This window comes from Streptomyces ziwulingensis, from assembly GCF_039542605.1.
Classification (GTDB): Bacteria; Actinomycetota; Actinomycetes; order Streptomycetales; family Streptomycetaceae; genus Streptomyces; species Streptomyces ziwulingensis.
This window is the reverse complement of record NZ_BAABIG010000021.1, coordinates 26937-46810: the sequence shown is the minus strand read 5'-3', so window position 1 is coordinate 46810 and position 19874 is coordinate 26937. Positions and strand designations below refer to the sequence as shown.

General features: G+C 72.0%; 18 protein-coding genes. 9 read left to right on the top strand and 9 right to left on the bottom strand.

The window, feature by feature from the left end; all coding sequences use genetic code 11:
• The first annotated feature begins 28 nt into the window (after positions 1-28).
• A complete protein-coding gene (locus ABEB00_RS10640; protein WP_345619034.1) occupies positions 29-496 on the top strand; it encodes a hypothetical protein in 468 nt (155 codons plus the stop codon).
• On the opposite strand, the gene ABEB00_RS10635 is transcribed toward ABEB00_RS10640, so the two are convergent.
• The gene (locus ABEB00_RS10635; protein ID WP_345619033.1) at positions 465-758 is read right to left on the bottom strand and encodes a hypothetical protein; all 294 of its coding nucleotides are present in this window, start codon (positions 756-758) and stop codon (positions 465-467) included. The two genes, ABEB00_RS10640 and ABEB00_RS10635, sit on opposite strands and share 32 nt — an antisense overlap.
• A 67-nt stretch (positions 759-825) precedes the next feature.
• On the opposite strand from ABEB00_RS10635, the gene ABEB00_RS10630 reads away from it, so the two are divergent.
• Positions 826-1260 (top strand): hypothetical protein, encoded by a 435-nt coding sequence (locus ABEB00_RS10630; RefSeq protein WP_345619032.1) that lies wholly within the window; start codon positions 826-828, stop codon positions 1258-1260.
• Positions 1261-1995: 735 nt separating this feature from the next.
• Here ABEB00_RS10630 and ABEB00_RS10625 read toward each other — a convergent pair.
• Positions 1996-2175 (bottom strand): hypothetical protein, encoded by a 180-nt coding sequence (locus ABEB00_RS10625; protein ID WP_345619030.1) that lies wholly within the window; start codon positions 2173-2175, stop codon positions 1996-1998.
• A gap of 79 nt (positions 2176-2254) precedes the next feature.
• On the opposite strand from ABEB00_RS10625, the gene ABEB00_RS10620 reads away from it, so the two are divergent.
• Positions 2255-3448 carry a hypothetical protein gene (locus ABEB00_RS10620; protein WP_345619028.1) on the top strand — a complete coding sequence of 398 codons (1194 nt, stop codon included), beginning with the start codon at positions 2255-2257 and terminating at the stop codon, positions 3446-3448.
• A gap of 827 nt (positions 3449-4275) precedes the next feature.
• On the opposite strand, the gene ABEB00_RS10615 is transcribed toward ABEB00_RS10620, so the two are convergent.
• The gene (locus tag ABEB00_RS10615; protein WP_345619026.1) at positions 4276-5259 is read right to left on the bottom strand and encodes an alpha/beta hydrolase family protein; all 984 of its coding nucleotides are present in this window, start codon (positions 5257-5259) and stop codon (positions 4276-4278) included.
• 133 nt (positions 5260-5392) lie between these two features.
• Here ABEB00_RS10615 and ABEB00_RS10610 point away from each other — a divergent pair, with 133 nt between their 5' ends.
• Positions 5393-5986: a TetR/AcrR family transcriptional regulator gene (locus ABEB00_RS10610; RefSeq protein WP_345619024.1), complete on the top strand. Its 594-nt coding sequence runs from the start codon at positions 5393-5395 to the stop codon at positions 5984-5986.
• 51 nt (positions 5987-6037) lie between these two features.
• Here ABEB00_RS10610 and ABEB00_RS10605 read toward each other — a convergent pair whose 3' ends face one another.
• The gene (locus ABEB00_RS10605; RefSeq protein ID WP_345619023.1) at positions 6038-6934 is read right to left on the bottom strand and encodes an SDR family oxidoreductase; all 897 of its coding nucleotides are present in this window, start codon (positions 6932-6934) and stop codon (positions 6038-6040) included.
• A gap of 124 nt (positions 6935-7058) precedes the next feature.
• Between ABEB00_RS10605 and ABEB00_RS10600 the strand changes: the two genes are divergently transcribed.
• Positions 7059-7640: a TetR/AcrR family transcriptional regulator gene (locus ABEB00_RS10600; protein WP_345619022.1), complete on the top strand. Its 582-nt coding sequence runs from the start codon at positions 7059-7061 to the stop codon at positions 7638-7640.
• A 21-nt stretch (positions 7641-7661) separates the two neighbouring features.
• Here the strand turns inward: ABEB00_RS10600 and ABEB00_RS10595 are convergent, their stop codons facing one another.
• The gene (locus ABEB00_RS10595; protein ID WP_345619021.1) at positions 7662-8600 is read right to left on the bottom strand and encodes a sulfite exporter TauE/SafE family protein; all 939 of its coding nucleotides are present in this window, start codon (positions 8598-8600) and stop codon (positions 7662-7664) included.
• Positions 8601-8846: 246 nt separating this feature from the next.
• On the opposite strand from ABEB00_RS10595, the gene ABEB00_RS10590 reads away from it, so the two are divergent.
• Complete coding sequence (locus ABEB00_RS10590) at positions 8847-11567, top strand: beta-galactosidase (RefSeq protein ID WP_345619020.1); 2721 nt, start codon at positions 8847-8849, stop codon at positions 11565-11567.
• 43 nt (positions 11568-11610) lie between these two features.
• Here ABEB00_RS10590 and arfA read toward each other — a convergent pair whose 3' ends face one another.
• Genes arfA through ABEB00_RS10570 form a run of 4 tightly spaced genes read right to left on the bottom strand, consistent with a single transcriptional unit; the run spans position 11611 to position 16313 of the window.
• A complete protein-coding gene (arfA, locus tag ABEB00_RS10585) occupies positions 11611-13116 on the bottom strand; it encodes an arabinosylfuranosidase ArfA (protein ID WP_345619019.1) in 1506 nt (501 codons plus the stop codon).
• A gap of 43 nt (positions 13117-13159) precedes the next feature.
• Positions 13160-14020: a carbohydrate ABC transporter permease gene (locus ABEB00_RS10580; RefSeq protein ID WP_345619018.1), complete on the bottom strand. Its 861-nt coding sequence runs from the start codon at positions 14018-14020 to the stop codon at positions 13160-13162.
• Positions 14017-14958, bottom strand: a complete 942-nt coding sequence (locus tag ABEB00_RS10575; RefSeq protein ID WP_345619016.1) for a carbohydrate ABC transporter permease — start codon at positions 14956-14958, stop codon at positions 14017-14019. The genes ABEB00_RS10580 and ABEB00_RS10575 overlap by 4 nt, the downstream gene beginning before the upstream one ends.
• On the bottom strand, positions 14955-16313 hold the full coding sequence (locus ABEB00_RS10570; RefSeq protein ID WP_345619014.1) for an extracellular solute-binding protein: 1359 nt from the start codon (positions 16311-16313) through the stop codon (positions 14955-14957). Before ABEB00_RS10570 ends, ABEB00_RS10575 begins: the two co-directional genes overlap by 4 nt.
• A 279-nt stretch (positions 16314-16592) precedes the next feature.
• Between ABEB00_RS10570 and ABEB00_RS10565 the strand changes: the two genes are divergently transcribed.
• From ABEB00_RS10565 to ABEB00_RS10555, 3 genes are read left to right on the top strand one after another with little or no spacing between them, the layout of a single operon-like run.
• Complete coding sequence (locus ABEB00_RS10565) at positions 16593-17195, top strand: toxin-antitoxin system, toxin component family protein (RefSeq protein ID WP_345619013.1); 603 nt, start codon at positions 16593-16595, stop codon at positions 17193-17195.
• A complete protein-coding gene (locus tag ABEB00_RS10560) occupies positions 17192-18430 on the top strand; it encodes an MAB_1171c family putative transporter (protein WP_345619012.1) in 1239 nt (412 codons plus the stop codon). The genes ABEB00_RS10565 and ABEB00_RS10560 overlap by 4 nt, the downstream gene beginning before the upstream one ends.
• Complete coding sequence (locus ABEB00_RS10555; RefSeq protein ID WP_345619010.1) at positions 18427-19830, top strand: NAD(P)/FAD-dependent oxidoreductase; 1404 nt, start codon at positions 18427-18429, stop codon at positions 19828-19830. The genes ABEB00_RS10560 and ABEB00_RS10555 overlap by 4 nt, the downstream gene beginning before the upstream one ends.
• The last annotated feature ends 44 nt before the right edge of the window (positions 19831-19874 follow it).

Genomic DNA, 19874 nt, shown 5'->3' with positions numbered 1-19874 from the left:
CGTCGGGCATCACTGCTCCCACAGGCAGATGACCGCGGCGAGCGCTCGGGACAAGGTGAAGAAGGCCGGGTTCGCGCCGCTGGAGCCCTACCCGGACAGCGCCGTCCTCTCCTGGCGTATGAAGTGTCGGCATTGCGGGCGGGATGACAAGAAGCGGCTGTCCGACCTGCGTAAGGGAGTCATCTGCAATTGCAGGCGGCGCGCAGCGGAGGCTGAGGCGGAGCTGCATGCTGCGGGGTACGAGCCGACGGTGCCCTTTCCGGGAAGCGGCTCGGGCACCATGGCCGTCGGTCTGTGGCCCTTCTGGCTTTCGGGGGTGGAGCAGGTACAGCGCCTTGGAGATGAGGCCAGCCAGGATCAGCACGCCGAAGAGGACGAAGATCCGCCACTCGCTGGGCTGCGGCATTCGGCCGCCGCTCTCGGTCAGGATCGCTTCGTTGAACGGGTGCATTCCGTCATGCCGCTTATCGCGGTGAACCTGGCCCCCAAGCCTTGATGCTGTTGCGGTTGTTCGTCCGCCAGCCAGGCATCTCAGAGACGCCGAGGCCCTCGGCCTTGAGAGCGGTAACAAACTGGTCGGCAGTCATATTGATCTCGGTGAGATCCGCTTCTAGGCGGTCATCGCAGGCCTTTTGAGATTCGGCTTCTTCCTTCCAAACCCGAGCGGTATTCGTCCGGAAAGCGGTGAGAATGACCACGGCAGCGGCTACGACGGTTACCAGTAGGACCGAGTAGGAGAAGAAATCAAAAAGGGGCATTGGGCTCCTTGAGGGCATAAGGAGGGTGTCGCCCAGATCGTGCGTGGGCCCGTTGCATGGCATGCGCATGACCGGTACAATCGACGCTTCCGGTGCGCCGAAATGGGAGGGTAGGCGGGTGGCGGATAGCAATGAGGAAGACGCGAATGGTAGCGAGAAGGAAGATGAAAGTGCGTCGTCTGAATTTTTCGATCTCGCGTGGGGAGCACTCGGGCTAGTTTGCGGCGGTGTTCTTTTCATAAAAACATTGCGAGTCATGGGAGTCGACCCGTCCGATGAAACTCCACACCTTTCGACCGCTCAGAAGACCCTTCTTTCGCTGACACTCCTTGGCCCGACGGCCCTTTTCTTTATAGCCTCGAAGTATGCCCGCAAGGAGGTGTACCGGAAAAGTACATGGGCGGCCTACTGGGGTGTGATGGTCACTCTTGCCGTTGCCGCATTCACCTTTCTGGGCACGCCGAACATTGACGCAATATTCAAGGTGTTGAAGGGGCAGTGACACTACGTGCTTATCCGCGCGCTCACGACTTAGACGTAGGCCAGAGATATAATCGGGATGTCATGGTCGGCTAGCGCACTCGCGTTCGTCTGACTGACGGTTTCCGGAAGGGTCGTCTGGGATCCCAGGTACCAGGCTCGCGTGAAGGGAATACCGGGCATGCAGAAATTCGCTGTCGCGATGGGTGACTCCTTCTATATATGGAAGAACGAGAAATCAGCCGTACCACAAGTAGTGAGGTTCCATGCCGCCCAGTAGCGGCCAGGCTTGAGCGTCGTGGACGGGACAGTCAGCGGAACAGCTCCGATATGGCCAGACGCTGTTCCACGAACTGGCGGAGCTTTTCCTGAACCTCCTGCCAGCGGGCTTCCAGGGCCTCCTTGTCGTCTCCCCGCGCCCCTTCCTGGTAGCAGGAAAAAGCCTGGTCAGTCAGCTTCTGGGTAGCGGACGGCGGCCTTTGTCAACAGTTCCAATTCGGCGCCGCGCCCACTTCTAACGTCCCCGTTAACACTAAACTAAGGGGGGCATTAATAGGTGCGTCAGGTTGTCACGACCCACCCGAAGGGGACCGAATGCCCGCCACCATTCAGCCGCTCCGAGATGCAGGTCGGGGGAATCATCCGCGAGGACGACCAGCGCCGTGAAGCTCTCGCCGCGACGGTGCGAAAGGCTCGGGAAAGCCTGTAGCCGATCTGGTCAGGCATTTCCGGTGACTGCCGCAAGAAGGCGCAAGGGTCACGCCGCCGCTGTCACGTCCCGTTGTTCGACCTGCCGCAGCTCGTCCAGCAGCCGCCGGTACTCGGCCCGCTGCACATCCGACAGCCGCGCATCCCTGTGTGAGAACAGGGCACGGATCGCGGCGTCCAACTCCTCGGCAGACCGCAGCGGACTCGAGGCCGGGGGAGAAGTGGGCATGATCCGAGTCCAGGCGGGCGGTCTGACAGGCGGCTACGGATTCCCGGCAGTCTGAACGCGGGCAGGGCAGATTTCGGCTGTGCATGGGGACCAGAACGAGCGCGGATACGCGCGGTACACGCTGACCGGGACGGAGGACGACCAGGTCTGGGGCGTCTGCACCGAGGCGGAGGGACTGTTCGGAGAATCCCAGCGCGGCACGTACGAGCTGTTCGGCTGGGTTCCGGAGGAATCCGGCGTACCTGCTTGGGTCGGCAGCCGGGTGTGGCTGGTGCCGGATGACGAGGCGCTCGACGCCTGGCTGCTGGAGGACGTGGAGAGTTCGGGGCAGGTCCCCGGGACGGACAGTCTCTTGCTCACCGGCCTGGACGACTGTGAAGGTCCGCCCGAGGGGCACAGGGGCCGTGTTCGCGTGCACGACGGGCACCGCTGGCTGGGATCCTGCCGTGAATTCGCCCGAATCCTGTCACCCGAGCGGGCGCAGCCCTCGCTTGTCCTCCGGGGGCTCGCGCAGAGTGATCAGCTGAGGGTGGCGCTGAGGAAGGGCACCCGGCGGGCGCTGGATCTGGAGGAAGCCGCTCTGGAGATGCGCGACAGCCGAGGTGAACTGCTTACTGATCGGCTGTTGTGGGCCACGGTCAGCGGCTGGCGCCCGTCCTCCCGCGGGGCGGGCCTGATCGACCTGGAACTCGACGGGGGCGGCTTCACACCCGTTCCCGAATACGCCCGGCCCATCTGGGAGCGGTGGCTCGCTGGGCCGCCAAACACCGTGAACGGTTGGGTCGGCCTTGATGCCCGCCGCCGCGGGGCCTGGCATGACCTCGTCCGAGAGCGGGCCTGCCGACGATCCCACCGTGACCGGCCATCCGGTCACCGCTACGAACTCGACGGCCGGCACGTCACCGACGAACCGGGCCTCTACCTGGCGCTCGGCGAGGCGGTGAACGGTCCGGGCGGCCAGCTCCTCACCTGCGGGGATGCGCTTGGGGGCAGTGGCACGATCCGCCGACTATCACCCTCAAGATCCGCCAACCGGGCTCCGCCGCTGAGCCAGTCCGCCAGGACCGCCCTGAACGGTCAGGGCAGCGGAGCAGCAGCGAGCTCCCTCAAGCCGTATGTCCCGTCGCGGCGGGGACAGTGGTACGGACAGGCAGGAGCGCCCATACCTGCCTCCCCTCGGCGGTCATCTCGGTGCCGCAGCTGTCCGCTCCGAGGTCACGCAGGCCGCTCAGCACATCTGCTGCTTTGTTGGTCCGGGCCTGCTGATGGCTAAGGCACAAGACGAGGGCCATGCTGTTCTGCTCAGAGAGGTGGATGCTGATGCGGCGGCCGCCGTCGGCCGCGACAGTGGTCGTCAGGAGCCGCACCATCTCATCGAGTGATGGAGGGGCGGTCATACCCCATGTGGCCAACTGGTCCGTCACATGGACAGATGCCCTGCCCGGCGCCCATGGTGAGGCTTCAAGCGTCCATGATGCGCCCCGACGGTTGCGCATGACGGGATGCCCGGCGCGGCCGGCGCGCTGTGGTACGGGGAGCCCTGCTAGGAGTTCACTGCGCGGCGGGTCGGGCGGCGGCGGAGACGGCGGTTTCTTCGGCGGTGGAGAAGTCTTCGGCGGATAGTCAGGCCTGTGCCGGATCGCGTCAGGTCCATTGTGTGGCCTGTCCATTGCCGCCTCCCCGGTCCGAGTTCCCATCGTAGGCCTGAAGCACGCTCCGAAGTCAGGCATTCTCGGAACAAACGCCAGGCTGGCATCGACCGCAGCCCTTCGGCGCGCAGTAGGCGCGGCGCCGCCAGCGATCGCGTACAGCTCCTGGAGGCCGCGTCCGGAGGGCAGCCTCTCGCTTGGCCGACGCTGTCCGGACAGGATCTGCTGCCTGAGGTCCGCGGCCGTCCGCTGGCAGGGAGGTGGCCGGGCAAGGGAGGCACTCGCCCGAGTTCGCTCAGCGCCGGCCGAGCAGGCGCGCGATGGCGTCGGCCGACGTCGCGGTACGCGGCCGCGGTCTACCGGGGCACCTTGACGGCCGAGTCGGACGGCGGCCGGCCGCTGTGGCTGGAGAACGCGTACACTGGCGGGTTTCCTTTCACCGGGTTCGCCGTTAGTTGACGGCACCCCCCTTGGCGTCGATCCGGCCGATCGCGTCCGGACCGGTCGTCAGCCCGTCCTGGGCCGTCCGCCAGGCGTCGTCGCCGGCGTGGAAGCGGGTGCGGAGGTAGGCCGCGCCGAGCCGGGCGATCGCGGCGACCCGGGCGGGGCTCTCGTCGGTGGTCTCGTAGGCGTCGTAGCCGTGGATGCCGCCGAGGAGGTGCTCCCCGCCGAACACGGTGAGCAGGGTCTTGGGGGCGGGCGCGAGGTGGTAGGGGTCGGCGTGCCAGTCCGGGCCGAGGTCGGTGAAGTGCGTGGAGTCGTCCTTGTCACCGGCGACGATCAGCGCGGGCGTGGTCATCGTGGAGTAGTCGATGTCCCTCAGGTACGGCATCGCCTCGGCCATCGGCTTGTGCAGGGCGTCGCCGCCCCGGCCGGGCGCGGCCAGCAGCACGCCCGCCTTGATCCGCGGGTCGGACTGGTCGACCTCCTCGCCCGTGTCGGGGTCGACGGTGCGGGCGCCCAGCAGGAGGCTCGCGGTGAAGCCGCCGAAGGAGTGTCCGGCGACGGCGACGCTGTCGTGGTCGATCCGCCCGGCGAGCTGCGGCACCGCCTGCTCGATCAGGTCGAGACGGTCCAGGACGTGGCTCATGTCCTCGGCGCGCGAGCGCCAGAAGAAGGGGCCGCCGGGAAGGCCGGCGAGTGCCTGGCTCAGCGACTTGGAGCTGAGGTGGGTGGGCTGGACGACGACGAACCCGGCGGCGGCCCACGGCTGGGCGAGCGGCGCGTAACCGTCGAGCGAGGAGAGGTGGTTGGCGTTGCCCTGCCCGTGGGACAGGAGGATGACGGGCAGGTCGCCGCCGGTCGCGGGCGCGGTGACCCGTATGTGGAGGGGCACGTGGCGGCCGGGCACGGGCAGCACCAGCGGGCTGAAGGACAGGGTCGGGGCGGGAGAGCCGACGGCTGCGGCTGCGGTGGCGGTGGTCGGGTCGGACATGAGTGGTGCTCCCCTGGGAAACGGGACCGGTAAGCGGAACCTTGCTCCGCTTACGATACGGAACAGCGTTCCGGTTAGCAAGCGGAGTATGGTTCCGGTTCTTGCACCAGTCGTTCGTCGGAGGGAGAGCACGGTGGTCGCAGCGGAGCGGTCCGGGCAGGCGCCGGGCCCCGGCAGGCGCGCCGACGCGGTACGCAACCAGCAGAAGCTGCTGGCCGCCGCCGCCAAGGTGTTCGTCGCCTCCGGCGTCGACGCGCCGATCCGCGAGATCGCGGCCGAGGCGGGCGTCGGGATAGGGACGATCTACCGGCACTTCCCGACCCGGGCGGACCTGGTCACCGCCGTCTACCACCATCAGGTCGAGGCGCTCGCCGAGGCCGGACCGGCCCTGCTGGCCGACGCGGACACCCCGTTCGCGGCACTGCGCCGGTGGATCGACCAGTTCGTCGACTTCCTGGTCACCAAGCACGGGCTGGCCGACGCCATGCGGTCCGACGACACCCGCTTCGCCGCGCTGCACACGTACTTCGTCGACCGTCTGCAGCCCGTGGCCACGCACCTGCTCGACGCCGCCGCCGCAGCCGGCGAGATCGGGCCCGGCATCCGGCCCTACGAGCTGATGCGCGGCATCGGCAACCTCTGCGTCGGCGGGACCGACGACCCCCGCTACGACCCCCGCCGGCTGATCGACCTGCTCCTCCAGGGAGTACGACAGCCCCGGCCGTAGCGCCGGTCCGGGCCCGGAGCCGCTTGGGCCCGCGCCCGCCCGCGACGGGTGTCAGCGCCGCCCGTACGCCCCCGCGTCGATGTCCTCCAGCAGGGTCGGCCCGGTGGGCGTCCAGCCGAGCAGTTCGCGGGTCCTGGCGCTGCTCACGGCGGCGTCCATGGTGAAGAAGCCGCCGATCCAGCCGAAGTGGTCCTGAACCTCCCCGGCGGGGAGGGACGCGACGGGCAGGCCGTGGGCACGGCCGATGGCCCGCGCGATCGCACGCGTGGGGACGCCCTCCTCCGCGACGGCGTGCAGCCGGGAGCCGGCCGGCGCCTTCTCCAGGGCGAGGCGGACCAGGCGGGCGGCGTCGCTCACGTGCACCGCGGCCCACCGGTTGGCGCCGTCGCCGGGGTAGGCGGAGACACCCTTGTCCCTGGCCACCCCGGTGAGGATCGAGACGAACCCGTGGTCGTCCATCCCGTGCACGGTGGGCGCGAAGCGCAGGCTCACGCTGTGCACGCCGCGTTCGACGAACTCCAGGGCGAGGTTCTCCGTGCCGCCGCGCGGCGAGTGGGGGCCGTGGGCCGGGGACGGGTCGTCCTCGGTCGCGAGCCGCCCCCGCGCGAGGCCCGCGACCCCGGACGCGAGCAGGAACGGCCGGCCGCTCCCGGCGAGCGCGTCGCAGACGGCCCGCACGGCGGCCCGCTCGGCGGCGTTGCTCGCGGCCTGGTCCGCGAAGTCGTGCTTGTTGGCCAGGTGGACGACGGCCTCGGCGGCCCCGGCCCCGGCCCGGATGCCGTCCGGGTCGTCGAGGTCACCGCGCCGGACCCGGACACCCTTGGCCGCCAGCGCCGCGGCCGAGGCGTCGGACCTGGCCAGTCCGGTGACCTCGTGACCCGCGGCGAGCAGTTCGTCGACGACGGCGGAGCCGATCCAGCCGGAGGCCCCGGTGACGAAAACGCGCATGACGTGCTCCTCGTGATCTCTCATGCAGCTCAGGCACCCGGAAGTGATGTCTGTGACTGACGTCAGTTACAGACATCACTGTACGCCGCGACGTCAGTCGCTGTCATCACTACACTCCTGTGCCATGGCGAGATGGCAACCCGGAACCGCGGCACGACTGCAGGCGGCCGCACTGGAACTGTTCGCGACCCGCGGCTACGAGCGCACGACCGCCACGGAGATCGCCCAGTCCGTCGGCCTGACCGAGCGGACGTTCTTCCGGCACTTCACCGACAAGCGCGAGGTTCTTTTCCACGGGCAGCACCTGCTGGCCGAGGCGCTGCTGGAGGGCGCGCGCGGCGCGCCGTCCGAGGCGTCCCCGCTCGACGCCGTCGCCCGTGCCCTGCGGTCCGCGGCGGCCTTCTTCCCGGCGGAACGCCGCCCGCACTCCCGTATCCGTAAGACGGTGATCGACGAGAACCCCGCCCTCCAGGAACGCGAACTGCGCAAACTGGCCGACCTCGGCACGACGCTCACCGACACCCTCCGCGCGCGGGGCGTCGACGACCTCGCGGCCACCGTGGCGGCACAGACCGGGGTCGCGGTCTTCGGCGTCGCGTTCACCCGCTGGGTCCGCGACGGCGAGGAGCGGGCGTTCGAGGAGATCGCGGCGGAGGTCTACGGCGAACTGCTCGCCCAGGCCGGGTCGGCGGCACCGGTGAGGTGACACCGGCACCGGCGGCGTCGTTCAGCCGCCGACCCGCTGCCCCCGCGCCTCGTCCTGCGCGGCCGCCGCCGGCGCCGTCCGCGCCGCCCGCGCCGCCCGTTCCCGGCGGTGTGCCCGTACCGAGTACGTCACCGCCGCCGCCCACAGCGCGTACAGCGCGACGTACACGCACACCGCGAGCGGGCCCGACAGGCCCGCCCGGTCGCTGTCGAGGAGGGTGCGGACGTTGGTGACGACGATGACGCCGCCGACCGCCGAACCGAGGACCCGGGGCGGGACCAGGCGGACCAGCCAGGCGGCGACGGGGGCGGCGATCAGGCCGCCGAGGAGGAAGGCCAGTACCCAGGTCCACTCGATGCCCTGGGAACCGAGGGAGAAGAGGAAGCCGGCGCTCGCGGCGACGGCCACCAGGAACTCGCTGGTGTCGATGGAGCCGATCACCTTGCGGGGTTCCATCCGGCCGCCGGCCAGCAGGGCCGGTGTGCCGACCGGGCCCCAGCCGCCTCCGCCGGTGGCGTCGAGGAAGCCCGCGACCACGCCCAGCGGGGCCAGGAACCGTTTCCGCGGCGGCTTGCCGAGGCGGTCCTCGGGCAGGCCGCGCAGGGTGAAGCGGGACATGACGTACAGGCCGAGGCCGAGCAGGATCAGGGACATCACCGGCTCGGCGACCCCGGTGGAGAGGCGGGACAGGACGGTCGCGCCGAGGAAGGAGCCGACCGCACCCGGGACGCCGATCCTCAGGACGACCTTGCGGTCCACGTTGCCGAACCGCCAGTGCGCGGCGCCCGACATCAGCGTGGTGCCGATCTCCGCGAGGTGGACGGTGGCGGAGGCGGCGGCCGGGTTGGTGCCCATCGCCAGCAGCAGCGTGGTGGAGGTGACGCCGTAGGCCATGCCGAGGCTGCCGTCGACCAGTTGGGCCCCGAGGCCCGCGAGGGCGAGCAGTGTCAGCGTGCGCATGGTGGTCCCGCCGTCGTCGTCGATGTCGCGTTGCGCGCTTCCGCCGCTTCCCCATCGGACTGGCAGGGAAAGCGGCTGCGATGCTAGGACACCAATCTGAGCGGGACCTGAGAGCCGGGAGCCGTCACACACCCCCTCTCAACTGCTCATATGACCATTCGGGGGTCCGCTGTACAGAATGGGCCCGCACATGAACAACGCATGAACCCGCGCCGGCAGGAGGCGCTCGATGGGAGGCGCTCCGCCTTGGAGCTGACCAGACGTACCTTCAGCGCCCTCGCCGGCAGCACCGGCCTCGCCCTGGTGCTCGGCGGCGGGAGCAGTGGCGCGGCGCCCGACCCGGCCGGGGACCGGACGGTGCCCACGGGTCGGGCGCCCGCGCCGCCCGCCGCCGACGGGTCCCGGCACGAGATCGGCCGGGACCGGTACTCGCTGCTGGTCGACGGCCGGCGCCTGGTGCTCTGCTCCGGTGAACTGCACCCCTTCCGGCTGCCGAGCCCCTCCCTGTGGCGGGACGCGCTGGAGAAGATGCGGGCGCACGGCTACAACGCGGTCGAGGTGCCCGTCCCGTGGAACGTGCACTCCCCCGCGCCGGACACGTACGACTTCACCGGCGTGCGCGACCTGGACCTGTTCCTGCGCACGGCCGCCGGGGCGGGTCTGTACGTGGTGCTGCGGCCCGGCCCCCACCTCGGCGCGGACCTCGACGGCGGCGGCCTGCCGGGCTGGCTGACGGCGACCGGCGCCGTGCCCCGGACGACCGACCCCGCCTACCTGCGGCACGCCGACGCGTGGCTGGCCCGCGTGAACGCGACCGCCCGCGCGCACCTGTACACCCGGGGCGCGGGCACGGTCCTGCTCTACCGGCTGGAGGGGGCCGGGGAGTCGGCCGACGCCCGCGCCCTCGCGGCGCACGTCCGCGACCGGGTGCGGGCGGACGGCATCGACGTACCGCTGACGACCGGGGACACCGGGGTGCGGCGGACCGGCGGCGCCACCGGGGAGCGGCGGCTGCGGCTGGCCGGGCTGGCCGGCGCGACGGTGACGCCCGCGGGCTCGCTCGCCTTCGGCGGGGTGTCGATGGGGTGGCTGGGCGCGCCCGCCCTGCCCACGGCGTACGACGCGGGGGCCGTCTTCGACGGGAGCCGCGGGCCCACCGAACGGCTCGCGCCGGTGCACCAGTTCGGGCACCTGGTGCGTCAGGTGCCCGACCTCGCCCGGCTGGCGAGGGCGGCGCGGGTGCGGGCGGCGGACCGCCGGGTGACCGTGCGGCACCTGGCCAACCCCGACACCGGCACCCAGGTGTACGTGCTGCGCAACGACTCCGGCGCGGACGTCTCCACCACCCTGCCGGGCACGGCGGTCGGGGCGCCGGTGACGGTCGCCGCGCACGACACCAAGCTGCTCGTCACCGGACTGGCGATGGGCGGGCGGCGGAGACTGGCGTACTCCACCGCGCAGCCCATGATGTTCCTCGGCGCGGGGCGGCAGGACATCGCGGTCTTCACCGGCCGGCACGGCGAACTGGCCCAGGTGGTCCTTGACTGCCCGAGCGAGCCGGAGACCATGCGGCTGGACGCGGAGGCGGCGTGGGCGTACGACCACGGCCGGCTCAACATCTCGGTGCCGCTGGGCGTCGGCGGTCTGTCCCGGGTGTCGGTGCGGGGCGGCGGGTCCGACCGGACACTGATCCTGCTCTTCGCCGACGACGCGACCTCGCTGCGGCTGTGGCCGTACGAGACCCCGTCCGGCAAGCTCCTCGTCTACGGTCCGACGCTGCTGCGCGGCGCCGCGCTGGACGGCGCCACCGCCCGGCTCACCGGCGACACCACCACCGCGACCGGCCTTGAGGTGTGGGGGCCGCGCGGGCTGACCGGCGTCACCTGGAACGGCGGCGCGCCGCGTACGTCGGTCAGCCGGGCGGGCAGCCTGCTGGCCGAGGGCATGCTGCCGGGGGCGCCCGCCGTGTCCCTGCCCGCGCTGGCGGGCTGGCGGCGGCGGAACGGGAATCCGGAGTCGGACCCGGACTTCGACGACACCGGCTGGACGGCCGCCGACCGCACCGACGCGGCCGGCCCGACCTCCGTGCCCGAGGGGCAGCCGGTCCTGTTCGCCGACGCGTACGGCTGCCATTACGGAGACGTCTGGTACCGGGCGCGGCTCACCGGCGCCGCCGGTCCGCGGGCCCTGTCCCTCGCCCACCGCACGGGCCCGGACGGCCTGGTGCTGGCCTGGCTGGACGGCGAGCCGCTGGGCGGCGGGCGGGGGACGGACGGCGAGGCGGAGACGGTCCTGCGCGTTCCGGAGCGGGTGCGCGGGCGGTTCGCGGACCGGGGCGAGGGCGTGCTCGCCGTGCTCGTCCGGCCCGGTCCGCACGACGACCGCGGCACGGCGCGCGGCCTGACGGCGGTCACCTTCGAGGGGGCCGCGCCCAAGGCGGAGTGGCGGATACGGGGGGCCGCCGCGCCCGATCCGGTGCGCGGGGCCCTCAACAACGGCGGCCTGCACGGGGAGCGGGCGGGCTGGCACCTGCCGGGCCCGGACGACGACGCCGGGGACGACGACGGCGGGGACGACGGCGGCGGCTGGGAGGCGGTGCGGCTGCCGCGCGGTGACCGGCGGCAGGGCGAGACCTGGTACCGGACCGGCTTCCGGCTCGGCCTCGACGCGCGGGTCGACGCGACCGTGGGGCTCGTCCTGGCGGACGGGGACGCCCGCCGCGCCTACCGCGCGCAGATCTTCCTGAACGGCTGGAACGTGGGCCAGTACGTCAACGACCGGGACGGCGCCCAGCACACCTTCGTGCTGCCCAACGGCATCCTGCGGCCCCGGGGCGGCAACACCCTCGCGCTGGCGGTGCTGTCGGACGGGACGACGCAGGCCGGGCCGGACGCGGTGCGGCTGACCTCGCTGGGCGCGGCGGCCGGAGGGGTACCGGTGGCACCGGTTGCCTCCCCCGGCCGCTGACCGCCCCCGGCCACCGGCCTCCCCCGGCCGCCCCCGGGTGTGGTCACGCCAGCCGGATCACGTTCCAGGAGAGCGGTTCCAGTGCGGCGGTGAGGGTGCCGTCCCGCAGGGCGGTGCCCGCCACCTCGTGCGGGACGACCCGCTCGGGCTCGGCGAGGGTGTTGCGGGCGTCGGGGTCGGCGTCCGCGAGGGCGCTGTGCTCCACCACTCCGGTCAGGCCGAGGCCGCCGAGGGTGACCTCCAGCGGCAGCGCCCCGGTGCGGGAGCGGTTGACGGCGAAGACGGTGACCGTGCCGTCCTCGGCGCGCACCGCGGTGGCGTGCAGCAGGTCGGCCTCGCCGTACTTCTCCGTCCGGTACGTCGGTGAGTCCACCCGGACGTCGAGGACCTCGCCGCGGCCGTGCTTCGACGCCTGCGCGAAGGGGAAGAAGGTGGTCTGCCGCCAGGCGGGGCCGCCGGGCTCGGTCATGATCGGGGCGATGACGTTGACGAGCTGCGCGAGGCAGGCGACGGTGACGCGGTCGGCGTGGCGCAGCAGGGCGATGAGGAGCGAGCCGAAGACGACGGCGTCGGTGACGCTGTAGTTGTCCTCCAGCAGGCGCGGCGCCTCGGGCCAGTCCAGGGCGGCGACCTGGGCGTCGGCTCTGGACAGGTACCAGACGTTCCACTCGTCGAAGGAGAGGTTGATCCGCTTCCTGGACTTGCGGCGGGCGCCTATGTGGTCGCAGGTGGCGACGACGTTCTCGATGAACGACTCCATGTCCACGGCGGAGGCGAGGAAGGAGTCGACGTCACCGTCGAGCGGCTCGTAGTAGGCGTGCAGGGAGATGAGGTCGACGAGGTCGTACGTCTCTTCCAGGACCGTCGCCTCCCACTGGGCGAAGGTCTCCATGGACTGGCCGGAGGAGCCGCAGGCGACGAGTTCGACGCCCGGGTCGATCTGGCGCATGGCGCGGGCGGTCTCGGCGGCTGCGCGGCCGTACTCCTCGGCGGTCTTGTGGCCGGTCTGCCAGGGGCCGTCCATCTCGTTGCCCAGGCACCACAGGCGGATGCCGAAGGGGTCCTTGTCGCCGTGGTGGACGCGCAGGTCGGAGAGGGCGGTGCCGGCCGGGTGGTTGGCGTACTCCTGGAGTTCCAGGGCCTCGGCGACGCCGCGGGTGCCGAGGTTGACGGCCATCATGGGCTCGGCCTGCGGGCCGATCTTCCGCAGGAAGGCGATGTACTCGGAGAGGCCGAAGCGGTTGGTCTCGGTGGAGCGCCAGGCGAGGTCGAGGCGGCGGGGGCGGTCCTCGGCGGGGCCGACCGAGTCCTCCCACTTGTAGCCGGAGACGAAGTTGCCGCCGGGGTAGCGGATCGCGGTGACGCCGAGTTCCCGGACCAGTTCCAGGACGTCCTGGCGCAGGCCCGCCTCGTCGGCGGTGGGGTGGCCGGGTTCGTGGATGCCGGTGTAGACGCAGCGGCCGAGGTGTTCCACGAAGGAGCCGAAGAGGCGGGGGTTGACTTCGCCGACGGTGAAGGCGGGGTCGAGGGTGAAGCGGGCGGTGCGCATCTGTTCCTTTCGAGGGGGGTCGCCGTCCGGGGTGCGCGGCCGGTCACTGGCCGGCGAGGCCCGTGTGGGCGACGCCCGCCACTATCTGGCGCTGGAAGAAGACGAAGACGACGATCAGCGGCAGGCCCGCCATGAGGCCGCCGGCCATGAGCTGGGCCCACTGGATGCCGTAGGAGTTCATGACGGTCGCGATGCCGTTCGGCATGGTCATCAGGTCGGGGTTGTTGGTCACCATGTAGGGCCACAGGAAGTTGTTCCACGAGCTGATGAAGGTGAAGATGCCGACCGCCGCGAGCGAGGGGCGGGAGAGCGGCAGGATGATCGTGAAGAAGACCCGCCAGCGGCCCGCGCCGTCGATGAAGGCGGCCTCCTCCAGCTCGCGCGGGACGCCCTGGAAGAACTTGTAGAGGATGTAGACCATCGCGGCGGGCGCGCACTGCGGCAGGATCATGCCCCAGTAGGTGTCGACCATCCCCATCTGCTGCACGGTGGTGAACAGCGGGACACCGAGCACGGCCGGGGAGACCATGAGGCCGGCCATCACCAGGCCCATCAGGGGGCCCCGGCCGCGGAACTCGGTGCGGGCGAAGCCGTATCCGGCGAGCGAGGCCACCAGCACCACCACGGTCGTCACGCAGACGGAGACGACGAGGGAGTTCACGAACCAGTTGGTGAGGTTGCCGGACTCCAGCATGGCCGACCAGGCCTGGCCGGTCCACTCCTTCGGCAGCCAGTGCGGCGGCACCTCGACCGCCTCGGTCTCCGACTTCAGGGAGGTGAACAACGCCCAGGCCAGCGGGGAGAGGAAGACCAGGGAGACGGCCGTGCCGAGCAGGGTGAGGACGATCTGGCTCGGCGTCCAGGGCCTGCGCGGCTCCTTGCGCGGCGCTGCGGCGGTGGTCATCGGCCGCCCTCCTCACGGTTGCGCAGCAGCCACATCCGCGCGAGGGCGACGGCCGCGATGATGACGAAGAAGATGATGGAGATGGCGGAGGCGTAGCCCACGCGGTAGCTGGTGAAGCCCTGTTCGAGGGTGTACTGCACGAAGGTGCGGGTCGACCCTTCCGGTCCGGGGCCGAAGTCCTGCATCACGACGGCCTGGTCGAAGACCTGGAGCGAGGCGAGGATCTGGAGGGCGACCACGAGGCCGGTGATGTTCCGCAGCATCGGCAGGGTGAGGTGCGCCGTGCGGTGCCAGGCGTTCGCGCCGTCCAGTCTGGCCGCCTCGTAGAGGTGGGCGGGGATGCCCTGCAGGGCGGCGAGGTAGAGCAGGAAACTGAAGCCGGCCGTCCACCACAGGGTGCAGACGACGACGGCGAGCATGGCGTACGACTTGTCGGTGAGCCACGCGGTGTCGATGCCGAAAAGGTGGTCGACCAGGCCGGTGCCGGGGTTGAAGAGCCACTGCCAGAGGTTGGCGGCGACGGTGGACGGCAGCAGGAACGGCAGGAAGAAGCAGAGCCGCCAGAGCCACTTCCCGCGTTCGATGTGGTGGGCCAGCAGCGCGAGGAGGAAGGCGAGCACGGTGATGCAGGGCACCACGAGCAGTGTGAACCAGGCGCTGTGGCCGAGGGCGTCCCACACCAGCGGGTCGTCCAGGGCCTCGCGGTAGTTGTCCAGGCCGACGAAGTGCGCGGCGTCGCCGGAGATGTTGGCGTCCGTGAAGCTGAGCCAGAGGCCGCGCAGCAGCGGCCAGATCACGAAGAGGGCGAACAGGACGAGGAAGGGGGCGACGAACCAGCCGCCGTGCTGGAAGCCCTGTCCGCGGCGGGCGGTCGTGCTCACGGCGGCGGTCGTCGCGCGCGCGGGGCGCAGGACGGTCTCGGCGCTGGTCGTCGTCATGCGGCGGCACCTCCCTCGGCGGCGGTCTTCCCGTCCATCGGGTTCTTCGCGGCGAGGAGCTGGGTGAGGGTGCTCCTCATCCGGCGGGCGGCGGCGTCGGGCTTCGCGGAGCCCAGCGTGGCGGAGACGACGATCGGGCCGACGCGCTGGGCGAGGATGCCGGTGGACCCGGCGAACCACACCTTGGGCTCGGTGGCCTGGTGGTCCATGGCCGAGACGTACTCGCTCTGCGGTTCCAGCTCCCGGTACGCGGCCGTGGACAGGGTCGGGGTGTGGGCGGGGAGGTGGCCGCCGGCCGCCCACTGCCGGGCGTGGGTGACGACGTAGGCGGCGAGGCGGTGGGCGCCCTCGTTGGCGGGGCCGCCGCGGTCGGCCTGGTGGGGCAGGACGAAGGAGTGCGACTCGGCGTGGGTGGCCCGCTTGCCGAAGACGGGTGGCAGCGGGGTGGCGCCGTAGTCGACTTTCGCGCTGTCGAAGACCGGCACGGACCAGTTGCCCTCCCAGACGAAGGGGCCGCCGTTGACGAACTGCTCGGCGCCCGCGCCGCCCGCGAAGCCGGGGTTCGCGTACCCCTCGGTGAGGTGCCGGCGCAGGAACTCCAGTACCTGGGTGGCCTTGTCGGTGTCGAAGGTGACCTCGGTGTGGCCGGCGTCGAACCAGGTGCCGCCGAGCTGGGTGTAGAAGGCGACGAAGAACCACCACTGGAAGTTCTGGTCGTTGACCCACAGGCCGATGGTCTGGAGCCCCTTCCTGGTGGCCTTCTTGGCCTCCTTCAGCACGTCGAACCACTCGTCGGCGGAGGTCACCGGGACCATCCGGCCGTCGGGGCCGAGCAGGCCCGCCTTCTTCAGCACGTCCCTGCGGTAGAAGCAGAGCTGGACGTGGATGTCGAGCGGCAGCGCGTAGAGCCTGCCGTCGATGACGGCCCGCTTCCACAGCTCGGGGCTGAAGTCCCGCTCGTGGACGCCGTACTTCGCGAGCAGGTCCACGTCCCAGGGGTCCAGGAGGCGGCCGGGTGAGAAGCCGGTGACCCGGCCCAGGTGCATCACGCCGAGGTCCGGCGCGCGGTTGCCCGCCGCGGCCATGGCGAGCTTGGTGTAGAAGGGGCTGCCCCACTGGAGGGTGGAGTCCTTCACGTCGATGCCGGGGTGGTCCTTCCGGAAGGAGTCCAGCATCGCGATCATGTTGTAGCCGTCGCCGCCGCTGAAGAGGTTCCAGTAGCGCACCCGGGTGTCCGCTCCGGAGGCGAGCGCGTCGGCCCCGGTTCCGAGCGCCGCGAAGCCGAAACTTCCGGCGACCGTCAGTCCGCCGAGTCCGGCGAGGAGTTGCCTGCGATCCAGGCCAGGTCGTCCCATGCCCTGCCCCATCTGTCCGTCCGTACCCGGCAACCCCGGGCACACGTCGTTCGAAATTTCGAATACCGCCCGTAACTGCGAACGGGACGGTAGGGTCGTCCGCCGGACGCGTCAATGGGTTGCGCACGGGTTGCGCGAGAAAAGCGCGGGGGTTGCGGGAGGAAAGCGGGCAACGGTGATTGTTGCGAAGTGAACGGACGGACCCGCGATCACGTGACGCGGAGCGCCGGTGACGCGTAACCTCGGAGCACTTCGGACGGGTGGCCAGAAGGGGGAGCGATGGACATCGGCGGCGCACGCGGGCGGCTGGTCCGGGCCGCCGCGCTGCTGGGGCGCTCGCGGAGCCGGTCCGCCCGCCGGCTGGCCACCGATCTCGCCGAGAGCATCCGCGCGCGGCCCCGCCCCCCGTACGGGGTCCAGGAGTTGTGCCGGGCGCTGTGCGAGGAGATGTCCGCGCGGCGCGGCGGGCGCCCGGTGGAGCTGCGCTTCGAGGCGTTCCCCGACGAGCTGGAAGTCACCGGGCTGTGGGTGGAGTTCCACGACCGCGACCTGGTCATCGTGGAGCAGCGGGCCGAGGCGGTGCAGCAACTGGTCATCCTCGGGCACGAACTGTGGCATCTGCACGCCGGGCACGCGCACCGCCACGGGCCGGGAAAGGCCGCCGCGCACGTCCTGACCGGCGGATCCACCTGGCGGGAGTCCGCCGTGGGGGTGGCGGCCCGGGACGGCTCCCGGCAGGCCGACGAGGCCGACGCCGACGGCTTCGGGCACCGGCTGGCCGCGGCGCTGCGGCCCTACCTCACCGGCCCTCGGGCCGTACCGCCGCCGGGGCCGGTGCAGCGGTCCCTGGGCTACCGCGGCGGGGGGAGCGGACGGCGGTGACCCCCGTGCGCGCGGCCCTCGACGCCACCGACAGCGTCGGCGGCATCTCGGCCCTCTTCTGGCTGCCCATCGTGGCCCTGGCCGTCGCCCTCGTCATCAAGGTGCCCAGCCTGGTCAAGCTGTGGCGGGACCCGATGCTGCGGGCCGTGGGCGGACTGCTCCTCTTCGCCTGCGCCGTCTTCGTCTTCGCCTCCCCCGCGGTCATCGGCTGGACCAACCGGATCACCGGCGTCCCCAACCTCGCCGCCCCTTTGGTGTACTCGCTGCTCACCGCGTTGTGCGCGTCCTGGCTGCTGCTCATCGTGGCCTGGCGCAACGGACTGACCGACCGCTCGGCCGCCACCCGCCGCACGGCCCGGTGGGTCGTCTTCGCCTACGCCGGGGTGGTCGCCGCCCTGTGGGTGCTCTTCGTCCTCGCCGACGTCCCCGTGGAACGCCGCCGCGACCTGGACACGTACTACGCCACCACGCCGTTCATGCGGGAGAGCATCCTGCTCTACCTGACCGCGCACACCGTGGCGTCCTCGATCACCGCCCGGCTGATCTGGAACTGGGTGCGCACCGACGGCCTGGACGCCTGGCTGCGCTGGGGCCTGCGGCTGTTGGGCTTCGGCTACGCCTCGAACCTGCTCTTCGGCGCGGCCAAGCTCACCGCCGTCACCGCCCGGCTGACCGGGCACGACCTGGACCGGCTCTCCACCGACCTGGCGCCGACGGCCGCGTGCGTGTCGGCCACCCTGGTCGCGATCGGCTTCATCCTGCCGCACTCCGGCCAGTACCTGCGCGAACGCCGGCGGGTCCGGCTCGCCCACCGGCGGCTGCGGCCGCTGTACCTGCTGGCCCGTCAGGTCAACGCCGGGCGGGCGCCCCGCACGCCGCGCGCCACCGCCGAGATGCGGCTGATCCGCCGCGAGACCTTCATCCGCGACGCGCTGCTCCAGCTCGCCCGGCACCTGGACGAGAAGCTGCGCGAGCGGTCGTACGCCGCCGCCCTCGGCCTCGGTCACCCGGCCGGGCGGGCCAAGGCGCTGGCCGCGGGCGTCACGGTGCTGGCCGCCGTCGAGGCCCGGGAGCGGGCACCGCGGATCGACTGCGCCGCCACCCCCTCCGGACCCGAGACCGCCTACCTGCTCCAGGAGATCCAGGCCGTCTCCCAGGCCCTGCGCCACCGCTCGGACATCGAGGCGGTACGTGCCCGGGCGTCGTCCACCGGCAGAGAGAACCTCCCCGCATGACAGAACGCACCCTCCCCGCCAGAACCGCTGTCGTCCTGGGGGGATCGCACACCGGCATGCTCGCGGCCGCCGCCCTCGCCGACACCGCCGACCGGGTCGTCGTCGTGGAGCGGGACGCCCTGCCCGCGGGCGCCGAGCCCCGCAGCGGGCTGCCCCAGGCACGCCACGCCCACATGCTCTGGTCGGGCGGGGCCCGGGCGGTCGAGGAGCTGCTGCCGGGCGTCCGCGAGCGGCTGCGCGAGGCGGGTGCCCACCGGCTGCCGGTCACCTCCGACATGGTCATCATGGGGCCGCGCGGCTGGTTCCGGCGCTGGGCCGAGTCCCACCACGTCCTGCTGGCCGGACGCGACCTGCTGGACGCCACGATCCGCGCCCGGGTCCTGGAGGAGAAGCGGATCGAGGTCGTGGAGCGGACCGAGGCGGTCGGGCTCGTGGGGACCGCCGCCGCCGTCACCGGCGTACGCGTCCGGCCGCACCACGGTCCCGCGCACACCCTGGACGCCGACCTGGTGGTGGACGCCACCGGCCGGGGCTCCCGGGCCTCGCGGTGGCTCTCCGGGCTCGGGCTGCCCGAGGCGGAGCGGCGCGAGGTCGACTCCGGGCTCGCCTACGCCAGCCGTCTCTTCCTCGCCCCCGAGGGCGCGCGGGAGCACTTCCCGGTCGTCAACGTGCAGCCCGACCCGCGCGCGGGCGGCCCCGGCCGGGCGGGTTTCCTGCTGCCGGTCGAGGACGGCCGGTGGATCGTCACCCTCTCCGGCACCCGCGGCGGGCATCCCGCGAAGGACGCCGCCGACTTCGCCCGCTTCGCCCGGGAGGAGCTGCGCCACCCGATCATCGGCGAACTCATCGAACGGGCCGAGCCGTTGACGGACGTCGCGCACACCCGGGCCACCGTCAACCGGCGCCGGCTGTACGAGCGGGCACCGGCCTGGCCGGAGGGGTTCGCCGTCCTCGGCGACGCGCTCGCCGCGTTCAACCCGCTCTACGGGCACGGCCTGGCGGTCGGCGCCCAGAGCGCGGTGCTGCTCGGGCGGACCGTGCGCCGGCACGGCTGGGACGCGCCGGGGCTGGCGCGCCGCGTCCAGCGGGCGGTGGCCCGGCCGACGGCGGCCGCGTGGAGCCTGGCCGTCGGGCAGGACGTGTTCTATCCGGGCGCGACCGAGGCGGGCCCGACCCGCGCGGACCGGCTGCTGGCCGCGTACGTCGGCCGCCTCATGCACACCGCCACCGGCAGCGGACGGGTGGCCCGCCGGGTGACCGACGTGACGTCGCTGGAGCGCGGCGCGGGCGTCCTGCTGACCCCGCCGGTGCTGCTGGCGGCGGTGGCGGGCCCGCTGCGGCCGCCCCTGGCCGGCCCGCCGCTGACCGCGTGGGAGCGGAAGGCGGCGGGACTGTCCTGACCGGCGGGTCCCCGGCCGGGCACGGGCCGCCGGCCGAGGACGAG